The sequence below is a fragment of the Pantoea sp. SM3 genome, from assembly GCF_000963995.1.
Classification (GTDB): Bacteria; Pseudomonadota; Gammaproteobacteria; order Enterobacterales; family Enterobacteriaceae; genus Pantoea; species Pantoea rwandensis_B.
This window is the reverse complement of record NZ_JZRD01000017.1, coordinates 1-11927: the sequence shown is the minus strand read 5'-3', so window position 1 is coordinate 11927 and position 11927 is coordinate 1. Positions and strand designations below refer to the sequence as shown.

At 52.8% G+C, this 11927-nt stretch carries 9 protein-coding genes and 1 tRNA gene; 7 read left to right on the top strand and 3 right to left on the bottom strand.

Going from position 1 to position 11927, the window contains the following annotated elements; all coding sequences use genetic code 11:
• Positions 1–275: 275 nt before the first annotated feature.
• From putP to phoH, 5 genes are all read left to right on the top strand, one after another.
• The gene (putP, locus tag VI01_RS10815) at positions 276–1760 is read left to right on the top strand and encodes a sodium/proline symporter PutP (RefSeq protein ID WP_045815113.1); all 1485 of its coding nucleotides are present in this window, start codon (positions 276–278) and stop codon (positions 1758–1760) included.
• Between the two features lie 628 nt (positions 1761–2388).
• On the top strand, positions 2389–3222 hold the full coding sequence (efeU, locus tag VI01_RS10810; RefSeq protein WP_045815112.1) for an iron uptake transporter permease EfeU: 834 nt from the start codon (positions 2389–2391) through the stop codon (positions 3220–3222).
• Between the two features lie 54 nt (positions 3223–3276).
• A complete protein-coding gene (gene efeO, locus VI01_RS10805; RefSeq protein ID WP_034824332.1) occupies positions 3277–4395 on the top strand; it encodes an iron uptake system protein EfeO in 1119 nt (372 codons plus the stop codon).
• Between the two features lie 2 nt (positions 4396–4397).
• A complete protein-coding gene (gene efeB, locus VI01_RS10800; protein ID WP_045815111.1) occupies positions 4398–5678 on the top strand; it encodes an iron uptake transporter deferrochelatase/peroxidase subunit in 1281 nt (426 codons plus the stop codon).
• A 574-nt stretch (positions 5679–6252) separates the two neighbouring features.
• Positions 6253–7041, top strand: a complete 789-nt coding sequence (gene phoH, locus VI01_RS10795) for a phosphate starvation-inducible protein PhoH (RefSeq protein ID WP_034824330.1) — start codon at positions 6253–6255, stop codon at positions 7039–7041.
• A 68-nt stretch (positions 7042–7109) separates the two neighbouring features.
• Here phoH and VI01_RS10790 read toward each other — a convergent pair whose 3' ends face one another.
• Both VI01_RS10790 and VI01_RS10785 read right to left on the bottom strand, forming a co-directional pair.
• Positions 7110–7841, bottom strand: coding sequence for a retroviral-like aspartic protease family protein (locus VI01_RS10790; protein ID WP_052696995.1), 732 nt, complete (start codon positions 7839–7841; stop codon positions 7110–7112).
• A gap of 237 nt (positions 7842–8078) precedes the next feature.
• Positions 8079–9092 (bottom strand): nitrilase family protein, encoded by a 1014-nt coding sequence (locus tag VI01_RS10785; protein WP_045815110.1) that lies wholly within the window; start codon positions 9090–9092, stop codon positions 8079–8081.
• A gap of 95 nt (positions 9093–9187) precedes the next feature.
• Here VI01_RS10785 and VI01_RS10780 point away from each other — a divergent pair, with 95 nt between their 5' ends.
• Positions 9188–10066 (top strand): LysR family transcriptional regulator, encoded by an 879-nt coding sequence (locus VI01_RS10780; protein ID WP_045815109.1) that lies wholly within the window; start codon positions 9188–9190, stop codon positions 10064–10066.
• 61 nt (positions 10067–10127) lie between these two features.
• Here VI01_RS10780 and VI01_RS10775 read toward each other — a convergent pair.
• Positions 10128–10215: transfer RNA gene (locus VI01_RS10775), tRNA-Ser, on the bottom strand.
• 245 nt (positions 10216–10460) lie between these two features.
• Between VI01_RS10775 and phoA the strand changes: the two genes are divergently transcribed.
• Positions 10461–11867 (top strand): alkaline phosphatase, encoded by a 1407-nt coding sequence (phoA, locus tag VI01_RS10770; protein ID WP_045815108.1) that lies wholly within the window; start codon positions 10461–10463, stop codon positions 11865–11867.
• The last annotated feature ends 60 nt before the right edge of the window (positions 11868–11927 follow it).

The window sequence follows — 11927 nt, the reverse complement described above, 5'->3', positions numbered from 1 at the left end:
AGTTGCAACTCCGGTCAACGAGAGCACTCTCATGTTGAATAAGGTGCAACTTAAAGTGTGAGCGCGTGCAACCTATTGGCATTAAATCATCGAAGTCAGGTGAAACCATTGTGACAGCTGTGTTAAATGCATTGTGCGCGCCGCCCCTTTGCGGCAGGATACCGCGCCTTAAGAGAAATCGCTTTCTCTGGATGCGGTAAAGCCCTGCGTTATCACGTTCCGATGACGCAGGAAAAAGATTTCTCTTAACGGATTAAATAATAAGTGGAGAGAGTATGAGTATAAGTACACCGATGTTGGTGACCTTTGTAATTTATATCCTAGGAATGGTGCTGATTGGCTTTATTGCCTACCGTTCAACCAAAAACTTTGACGACTACATTCTGGGTGGACGCAGTTTAGGCAGCGTGGTCACCGCACTGTCAGCGGGTGCATCAGATATGAGCGGTTGGTTGCTGATGGGCTTACCCGGTGCCATCTTCCTTTCCGGCATTTCAGAAAGCTGGATCGCCATTGGCCTGACTATCGGTGCCTGGCTGAACTGGAAAATTGTGGCAGGTCGCCTGCGCGTGCAGACCGAACATCACGATAACGCTTTAACGCTGCCGGACTTCTTCTCCAGCCGTTTCGAGGACAAAAGCAAGCTGCTGCGTGTTATCTCCGCTGTGGTCATCCTCATCTTCTTCACCATTTATTGCGCATCTGGCGTGGTTGCGGGTGCACGTCTGTTTGAAAGTACCTTCGGTATGGATTACCAAACCGCGCTGTGGGCCGGTGCTGCTGCCACCATCCTTTATACGCTGGTGGGCGGATTCCTGGCGGTGAGCTGGACAGATACCGTGCAGGCCAGCCTGATGATCTTCGCGCTGATCCTCACCCCGGTGTTTGTGATTATCGCGGTAGGTGGTTTCGATGATTCACTGGCGGTTATCGAAGCCAAGAGCCTCGAAAACCTCGACATGCTGAAAGGGCTCAACTTTGTTGCCGTGATCTCCTTACTCGGCTGGGGCCTGGGCTACTTTGGACAACCGCATATCCTGGCGCGCTTTATGGCGGCGGATTCACATCACTCGATTCGCACTGCACGTCGTATTGGCATGACCTGGATGATCCTGTGCCTCGCGGGTGCCGTGGCGGTAGGCTTCTTCGGTATCGCCTACTTCCAGAACCACCCTGAACAAGCGGCAGGCGTAAGCCAGAACGGCGAACGCGTGTTCATTGAACTGGCGCGTATCCTGTTTAACCCATGGATTGCTGGCATCCTGCTCTCTGCGATTCTGGCAGCGGTGATGTCCACCCTGAGCTGCCAGTTGCTGGTGTGCTCAAGCGCCCTGACAGAAGACCTCTACAAAGGCTTCCTGCGTAAAAATGCCAGCCAGAAAGAGCTGGTGTGGGTAGGGCGTTTGATGGTGCTGCTGATTGCGTTGATCGCTATCGCGCTGGCGGCCAACCCGGAAAACCGCGTGCTGGGCCTGGTCAGCTATGCATGGGCGGGCTTTGGTGCCGCTTTCGGTCCGGTTGTCCTGTTCGGGGTGTGCTGGAAGCGTATGACACGCAACGGCGCGCTGGCAGGGATGGTGATTGGTGCACTGACGGTGCTGCTGTGGAAACAGTATGGTTACACCGAACTGTATGAAATCATTCCTGGCTTCATCTTCGCCAGCATCGCGATTGTGGTGTTCAGCCTAATCGGCAAAGGCCCATCAGAAGAAGCGCAAGCGCGCTTTGCTGCGGCTGAAGCGGAATTCAACACGAAGTAATGTGCTCTCTGATACATCAAGCCCGCCCGTTAAACGGCGGGCTTTTTTATTGAATCGACAAGGCTTCAACGCTCAATTCAAAGCGATGACATAGCTCAGCGTCCAATAAAGGCCATGCCGAGGAGCGAAGCGTCCGCACTTTGAACTGCCGACTGTTAAACGGCGGTTTTTAGTATCGAATAATCAAGGCTTAAACCCTCAATTCAAAGCAATGCCATAGCCAAACGTCCAATAAAGGCCATGCCGAAGAGCGAAGCGTCCGCGCCATGGACGGCGCGGCCGATCTGCAGGGATGCGTGGTTTCTTCGCGATCGGGATGGCCTTTAGTGGGCTGCGCACCAAACGTGCAGCGATAACCCTGCACCAAACGTGCAGCGATAACCCTGCACCAAACGTGCAGCGATAACCCTGCACCAAACCAGCAGCGATCGCTCCGCATTATATCTGCAGTAACCATCGCTTAAACCTTGGCCACCCCTTGTCATCTAATCCGTCGCCCTCCCCGCAAATGAGAAATAATTTCATTAAGTGACTTGTAATTTTACCCGCGATAATGATAATCGATATCGTTTGCACTTTACGTATTTTTACCTAAGGTTTACCCTGCTTAACAATCAAGAGGTTGGTGATGTTCGTACCGTTTCTCATTATGCTGCGTGAAGGTCTTGAAGCAGCTCTCATCGTCAGCCTGATTGCCAGCTACCTGAAACGCACCCAGCGTACACAGTGGTTCCCCGCGATGTGGGCGGGGGTCTTCATTGCCGCAGCACTCTGCTTAGGCCTTGGCATCTTCATCAATGAAACCACCGGCGAATTCCCGCAAAAACAACAAGAACTGTTTGAAGGCATCGTGGCGGTCGTCGCGGTGGTCATCCTCACGTCCATGGTGTTCTGGATGCGCAAAGTCTCGCGCAACATCAAAGCCACACTGGAACGCTCGGTGGATCAGGCATTGCAAAAACAGGGCGGCGCTGGCTTCCCGCTGGTCCTCATGGTCTTTCTGGCCGTTGCTCGTGAAGGACTGGAATCGGTATTTTTCCTGCTCGCCGCTTTCACCCAGGATGTCGGCTACGCGCCGCCGATTGGTGCGGTACTTGGCCTGTTAACGGCGATTGTATTGGGCATGCTGCTCTACTACGGCGGTATCCGCCTCAACCTGGCGAGCTTCTTCCGCTGGACCAGCTTATTCATTCTCTTTGTTGCCGCAGGCCTCGCGGCAGGTGCGATCCGTGCTTTCCACGAAGCAGGGCTCTGGAACCACTTCCAGGACATTGCTTTTGACCTCAGCAACACGCTCTCCACCCACTCGGTGGTCGGTACGCTGCTGGAAGGCATTCTCGGTTATCAGGAAACGCCAAGCGTCAGTGAAGTGGCGGCCTGGCTTATCTACCTGATTCCGGCGCTGCTGCTGTTCTTCTTCCCGGCGCGCCCAACGGCCAGTGCTGTACGCACCACACGCTGAAATTAAATCAGGCGCGATTGCGCGCCTGTTCTTCCATGTAACAGGGATATCACTATGACGATTCGCTTCCGCCGTAAGGCGCTGTTGGTTTCAATGCTGGCTCTCTCAGGCGCTGCATCTGCTGCATCCATCCCGCAAGTCACGGTTACCGTCACTGACAAACAGTGTGAGCCGATGTCACTCAATGTGCAGGCGGGTAAAACCCAGTTCATCATCAAAAACAACAGCCAGAAAGCGCTGGAGTGGGAAATCCTGAAAGGGGTGATGGTGGTTGAAGAGCGTGAAAACATCGCGCCGGGTTTTAGCCAGAAACTGACCGCGAACCTCGAAGCAGGCGAATATGACATGACCTGTGGCTTACTGACCAACCCGAAAGGCAAACTGGTGGTATCGGGTGAGTCGAAAACCGCTGCCAAAGGCAAAACCGACATCATGCAGCTGGCTGGCCCAATCACGGACTACAAAACCTACGTGATGAGCGAAGTCAAAGAGCTGGTGGCGGGCACTCAGGCCTTCACCGATGCAGTAAAAGCGGGCGATCTGGAAAAAGCCAAAGCGCTGTATGCACCGACCCGTGCACACTACGAGCGTATCGAGCCGATTGCTGAACTGTTCTCCGATCTGGACAGCAGCATCGATGCCCGTGAAGATGACTTCGAGAAAAAAGCCGAAGACCCGAAATTCACCGGTTTCCACCGCATCGAAAAAATCCTCTGGGCCGACAAAACCACCAAAGGTGCTGAAGAGTTTGCCACTAAACTGAATCAGGACGTGCTAGATCTGCAGACCCGCATCAGCGAACTGGCATTCCCTCCGGCGAAAGTCGTCGGCGGCGCAGCAGGCCTGATCGAAGAAGTGGCAGCCAGCAAAATCTCGGGTGAAGAAGATCGTTACAGCCGTACCGACCTGTCTGACTTCCAGGCCAATATCGACGGTGCACAGAAAATCGTTGATCTGCTGCGCCCACAACTGCAAAAAGCTAACCCGCAGCTGCTGGCGAAAGTCGATGCCAACTTCAAGAAAGTGGACAGCATCCTCAGCAAATACCGCACCAAAGACGGTTTCGAATCTTATGAGAAACTGACTACCGCTGACCGCAATGCGCTGAAAGGGCCGATCACCACTCTGGCGGAAGATCTCTCCCTGCTGCGCGGTACTTTAGGTCTCGACTAATCATGAGCCATAAAAATGACGCGGCGCAGCCGTCGCGTCGTCGTTTATTACAGGGATTAGGCATGTTGGGCGGCGCGGCTGCCCTGAGTGGCGGCTGTCCGTTCCATACGGCAGCCGCGGCTGACAGCTTCTCTCCCGGCACGGTTGCACCCGATGCGCGCCAGCAGGCGCAACCCTTCTATGGCCCGCATCAGGCTGGCATTATCACCCCGCAGCAGGCTTCCATGATGCTGGTGGCTTTTGACGTCTTAGCCAGTGACAAAAGTGACCTCGAACGTTTGTTCCGTCTGCTCACAGAGCGCTTCGCTTTCCTGACCAAAGGAGGCGCTGCGCCAGTTGTCACCAACCCGCAGCTGCCGCCAATGGATTCCGGCATTCTTGGCGCTGATATCGCACCCGATAATCTCACCATGACGCTGTCCGTGGGCACCTCGTTGTTTGATGAGCGCTTTGGTTTAAGTGCACACAAACCGACGCAACTGCAAAGCATGACGCGCTTCCCCAACGATTCGCTGGATGCCGATCAATGTCACGGCGATCTACTGCTGCAAATCTGCGCCAATACGCAAGACACGGTGATTCACGCACTGCGCGACATCATCAAGTACACGCCCGATCTGCTGGCCGTGCGCTGGCGGCGCGATGGTTTTATTGCCGATCATGCCGCACGCAGCCATGGCAAGGAAACGCCTATCAATTTGCTGGGCTTCAAAGATGGCACCGCCAACCCTGATACGCATAACCCTGCGCTCATGGATCAATTGCTATGGGTGACGGCGAACCAGCAGGAACCTGCCTGGACGCAGGGCGGTAGTTATCAGGCGGTGCGTATCATTCGTTTCCACGTTGAAATGTGGGATCGCACTCCGCTGGGTGAACAGCAAACCATATTCGGTCGTGAGAAACTTTCCGGTGCGCCGCTGGGCATGAAAGAGGAACATGACGTGCCGGATTACAGTAAAGATCCGGATGGCGATGTCATCGCGCTGGATGCGCATATCCGTCTCGCCAACCCACGCACGCCGGAAACCGACAGCAGTTTAATGCTGCGCCGGGGTTACAGTTACTCCTCAGGGATTACCGGTTCGGGGCAGTTGGATATGGGACTCTTGTTCGTTTGCTATCAGCATGATTTAGCCAAAGGCTTTATCACGGTGCAAAAACGTCTCAATGGCGAAGCGCTGGAAGAATATATTCGTCCGATTGGCGGCGGATACTTTTTCGTTTTGCCGGGCGTCCCTGACGAAAAACATTACCTTGGCCAGCCTTTACTGCAGGCCTGATTAATAAACGCACCGCGCCAGCGCAGCGATAAGGTTGTGCTGGCGCTTTTTTCACCGACCGTAAACTTTCCCATGGTCGCTTCCACTTCCGAATGTTCCGAAAAAGTTCGTCGCGCGTCAAATAATCCATCCAACTGAAAAATAGGGATAATTTAATTTAAGACGAAAATTCTCATGCTTCGCTTATCTGTTTTTCTTTGTCGTGACGTAAAAATACTGTTGCAAAGCATGGTTAATATGATGCACTTTACTCATAAGCGTTGTCAGTTGTGTGGCTATGTCCACTGGAGTTCGCGCATGACCCGGTCCTTCTATGGACAGTTAAATACACTTGAGCTAGCGCAGTACACTGCGGGGGATTTCTTCCCTCCAAAGTATCCTCTTCACTTTTCAATTATCGTTCCCGAACTATCGCCATTTCTTTACCGGTGCGCTTCAGCGCTTCGTCGTTGTTGCACACTACTCTCAATGGCCAGACCCGGCTTACAAGGAAGCCAAACAAACCTCTAAAGCGTTCAAGTCATCGCCGCGGGTGATCCGCCGCGATAAATGAAACCAACTGTAAGGTGCCACTATGGGAAGACAGAAAGCAGTGATCAAAGCGCGTCGTGAAGCAAGAAGAGTCGTTCGTAGTGATTCTCGCAGTCACCGTCAGCGTGAAGAAGAATCGGTCACTTCGCTGGTGCAGATGGGTGGGTTGGACTCAATTGGCATGGCGCGTGATTCACGCGATCGTGGTCCGATTGAAGCCAGAAATGAAGCTCAAGCGCACTATCTTAATGCCATAGAAACGAAACAGCTGATATTCGCCACCGGTGAAGCCGGTTGCGGTAAAACCTGGATTAGCGCAGCCAAAGCGGCTGAGGCCCTGATCAATAAGGATATCGAAAGGATTATTGTGACGCGCCCGGTTCTGCAGGCGGATGAAGACCTCGGTTTCCTTCCTGGAGATATTTCCGAGAAGTTCGCCCCGTATTTCCGACCGGTATACGACGTTCTGGTTAAACGTCTCGGCGCTTCCTTTATGCAGTACTGCCTGAGGCCTGAAATTGCCAAGGTAGAGATTGCGCCCTTCGCATATATGCGCGGACGTACCTTTGAGAATGCGGTAGTGATCCTTGATGAGGCACAAAACGTCACTGCGGCACAGATGAAGATGTTCCTGACACGCTTAGGCGAGAACGTGACGGTTATCGTCAACGGTGATATCACCCAGTGTGACTTGCCGTCCCACGTCAAATCTGGTCTGGCCGATGCGCTGGCGCGTTTCGAAGAAGACGAGATGATTGGTGTGGTGCGTTTCGACAAAAACGACTGCGTCCGTTCGGCACTTTGCCAGCGCACGCTGCTGGCTTACGGTTAACGATTGAGAAGTTGATTGAGAGTGTAGCGAAGCAAAACCCGGCGCAAGCCGGGTTTTTTTATGGCTGCTCAGCCAGGTTCATTGGCGCGTATCAATAACTGCTGGGCAGGAAAATCGATCAGAACACGATGATGTTGTAAAAAATTAGTGCCTAATAAACCATCCGCTACCATTTGTGAATTAATATCCTCCACCAGGATCGCCTCGATATTTATTTTCCCGGATGTGGCCTGTTTGATATTGATTTGCGTCGCCTGACAACCTTCATCATCCATTTTGGCTATGAATTCTTTGCAAGGAAAAACGTTATCTGTTCTATTTATACGTTTGCTCCATAACATCGAGAGTGTTGCACCGGTATCCAGCAGCATATTAAAACTCTCATTATTTTTCATGACCTCAATGATTATGCCTTCATCTGTGATCGTTAAAGGCAGCGTTAACCATTGCTGGCGGTCGATAGTGAAATCCTCCAGCCGATTCGCCACGGTGAACTGGCGATGCGGGTAATCAATCATCAGGACCTTTTGCCGGAAAAGCCCCAATCCGATGACCATACTTTCCGGTCTTTTGCCGTCAGGATGCAGCGTCAGTCCCCATGGGCTCAGGGAAACACCTTCAACGTTCTCAAAGCTCATGCCATTAACCGAGACATGGTGAAACATGAATTTATCATTCAGGAACACCTCGCCGGTCAGATCGGTGGTGCGCACTTTATCCTTTAACGGCTTTAGCCACGGCACCTGTCGTATAAACGCCGGATCAAAATGGAAAGCAAATGCAGAGCCGGTATCCAGCATAAACTCCCCCTACTGACCGTTAATATTCAGCGTGACAATCGGTAATGCACTTTCATCTAATTTAAAGGGGATTTTAATGACTGCTTCAGCTAATGATGTGAACGTCAGTATGAAGATAAAAACCCCATAATGCATGAATCCTTTCATTTATTTTTTTCCTAAGTTGGTATTTACCTCAACCAGATATCTTCAGCGTCGGTATAAATAAAACTCGAAAGGTTTACGCCTCGTGTGGCTTTATTTTTTATCTAAAGATGTTTTATGCGCCATTTTGTGATCGAACACAGGAACATCTTCGGAAAATCGTGCAGTGCGTGCATCCCGCTCATAACCTTGTGGTTCACAGAGCAGGTGATAAAGTTCTGGCCGTCTGCCGTGAATCCAGCGGCGTCCGGTAGACATCGCCAGTAACGAAAGGTCCAGATCGGCGCTCACCAGCGTATCTCTGAATGAAGTGGTTTCATTGACGATGCGACCATAGGGATCAATCACCATCGCATTGCCGGTGCGGATCTCACCGTTATCCAGTCCTACGCCATTACTGAACAGGATGAACAGTCCATTATCGTGTGCACGCGAGGGCAGCCAGCGCATCAACCAGCCTCGCCCGCTGTCACCCACTAATGCGGCTTCCAGCGCTTCAGGGTCTTGCTGGCGGTTTTCCCAAAGGCTTACAGGGATGGATTTCATGCCGAAGGGGCTGCGCGAGTGCGTGCCGCCCGTTTGATGTGGCGCAATCAAAATATCGGCACCCAGCAGGGCGGTGACGCGAACGTTATCGGTGAGGTTATTGTCCCAGCAGATAAGAATCGCTATTCGTACACCCCACGGCGTATCAAACACCGTAAATGCATTCCCCTGGGAAATGGATGGATGCTCGAAAGCGTGGATCTTACGATGTATAGGGCGTTGACCATCAGGCATGCAAACCGCGTAAGCATTGTAGAGCCGGCCGTCTTGATGCTTTTCAATATAACCCACCCCGATCGCCATCTGATAGCGCTCTGCCAGCGCCGCTATCCGTGCCAGTGACGGGCTGTCATCGCTGCACTCGGCGAGGGCTGCCACCTCATCATGCGAGAGCTGTGGCACATGCCAGTAACCAGTGATACACATCTCAGGAAAAGCCAAAACCTGAGTATCTGTCTGAGCGGCCTGTTCAATAAACTGTTCCATCAGCGCTAAGTTGTACTGCTTGTCTCCGGCGCGATGACAAAACTGTACGGTGGCAACACGAAGCTGTTTGTTCATGGTGATTTCTCTCGTAGGGGAATGGCGTGCTATTTCACCAGAGAGAAATCCACCGTGTATAATCACAACTTCGCTCACTTCGATAACCGAATGGAATGGATATTAAACTGCTCCGTGCCTTCGTTACGTTGGCTAAAACCCATGCTTATCACACTGCTGCTGAACAGTTGTGCGTGACGCAACCCGCGCTAACGAAACAAATCCAAACGCTTGAGCACCTTGCGGGTGTCACGCTTTTCCAGCGCGGGCGGCATGGCGCCCGCCTCACTGTGGCGGGAGAGCAGTTTTTGTCCGGTGCGCGGGATATCGTGGAGCGTCATGCGCAGTTTTGTGCCTCGATAGCGGAACGGCAGCAGGGCCAGACGGGAACGTTGACCATTGGATTTGGTATCTCGTCCTTTCGCATGGCACCTGAAAGGGTAGCGGCGTTCCGCACTGCGTATCCTGGCGTGCAGGTGTTATTAAACGACATGCCTTCTGCGGTGCAATGCCAGCAACTGATGGAAGGGCGACTGCAGATTGGATTTGTGCGCTTGCCGGTAACCGAACCGTTGCAAAGTCTTGTGCTGGATGAGGAGCGCTTAGTGCTGGCGATCACGGCAGACCAGCCTTCCGATCTGGCCGAAGCGAAAGTGTTTATTGAAACTCACCAACTGCTCCAGCTCTCACCCGATCGCGGCAATGGCTTAACGGCTCAGGCGCAGCGTTATCTGTGCGGGCAAGGTTTTCCGCCGTGTAGGGTTGCAGCCGCCGATGATATCCAGACATTGCTGGCACGAGTGGCGGCAGGGGATGGTGTCGCGTTATTGCCGGCGAGTGTGAAACACATCCTTCCTGCTGGCGTCAGGCTATTGCCGCTGGAGGGTGAACATACGCATTGGCAAACAGGTTTGGCCTGGAACGCACAGATCAAAGACCCACTCAGAGACAAGTTCCGGGCGATGGTAATCGGGGATGGCCAGGTAAGTTATTGATGTGGCTGATTTGAAGACAAAAAAAAGCCTGAACTTTCGTTCAGGCTCTTCTTCAAAATGATGGCGGTGAGAGGGGGATTCGAACCCCCGATACGTTGCCGTATACACACTTTCCAGGCGTGCTCCTTCAGCCACTCGGACATCTCACCACATTTTTTCTGCCAACCGCACTGGGTCAACGGGGCGCTACTATAGGGAGTTACCTGAAAACGGTCAAGCCCTATTTTCTCCTTTTGTTCTATCCGCTTAAGCTCTGTGCAGCTTGCTGCATCTCTCACCGAACTGGGTGTTCTGTCATCAAATTATTCCTTCCCTGCCACAAAAGTGTCACCAGACTGTCGCAGACTTGTCTGCGGAAACATTTGGTTATATTTACTGATAAGGATGCTTATAAATGAAACACATACCTCTTTTCACGGTTTCTCTGCTGGCTTCACTCATCGCGACGTCAGCAGTCGCAAATTCAACAATGTATACCCGCGCCGTCACCGGTGATATCACCGAACACGGTGGCGCGCGCCGCCTCAGCAGCGACCAAACCGAAGCGCTGAAAGCCTCACTCATCAATACCACGGCCAAAAACGTCATCTTGTTGATCGGCGATGGCATGGGCGACTCGGAAATCACCGCCGCACGAAATCAGGCGATGGGCGCAGGTGGCTTTTTTCCAGGCATTGATGCACTGCCGTTAACCGGCCAGTACACCCACTACTCGTTAGACAAGAAAACCCACAAACCGAACTACGTGACAGATTCCGCTGCCTCCGCTACCGCCTGGGCAACGGGCACCAAATCTTATAACGGTGCCATCGGCGTAGACGTCAATGGCAAGGATCAGGTCACTATTCTGGAGTTGGCGAAAGCTGCCGGCAAAGCCACTGGCAACGTCTCAACTGCAGAATTGCAGGATGCCACGCCCGCGGCTTTGATGGCGCATGTCACGTCGCGTAAATGTTATGGCCCGGAGAAAACCAGCGAACTCTGTCCAACCAATGCGCTGGAGCAGGGCGGTAAAGGATCCATTAGCGAGCAGATGCTGAAAACCCGTCCAGATGTCACTCTCGGCGGCGGGGCGAAATCATTCTCTGAAAGCGCCAAATCGGGTGAGTATCAGGGCAAAACTCTGCGCGAGCAGGCTCAGGCGCTGGGCTTCCAGCTGGTCGATAACCTGGATGGCATGAATGCCATCCAACAGGCCGACCAAAGCAAACCGGTACTGGGTCTGTTCTCCGACGGCAATATGCCGGTTCGCTGGCAAGGGCCAAAAGCCAGCTATCACGGCAACATTGATAAACCCGTAGTGACCTGTGAAGTGAATAAAGATCGCCCGGCATCAACACCGACACTGGCGCAGATGACCAAAAAGGCAATTGATTTGCTGAGCACCAATGAAAAGGGTTTCTTCCTGCAGGTGGAAGGTGCGTCGATTGATAAACAGGATCACGCAGCAAACCCATGTGGTCAGATTGGTGAAACCGTGGATCTGGATGAGGCCGTGCAGCAGGCGCTGGCCTTTGCTCGTGAGCATGGTGATACCCTGGTGGTGGTAACCGCAGATCATGCGCACAGCAGCCAGATTATTGAAAATGGCAGCAAAGCGCCGGGCCTGACGCAGGCGGTAAACACCAAAGATGGTGCGGTCATGACCATCAGCTACGGTAACTCTGAAGAGGATTCTCAGGGGCATACCGGCACACAGTTGCGTATCGCGGCCTATGGTCCTTATGCGGCTAACGTGGTGGGCCTGACCGATCAGACGGACTTGTTCTTTACGCTGAAGGATGCAATGGGCATTAAGTAACTGCGCCCGTCAGCAACGAGAATCCCCGCATTAGCGGTAATGCTTGTCAGTTAAGATCTT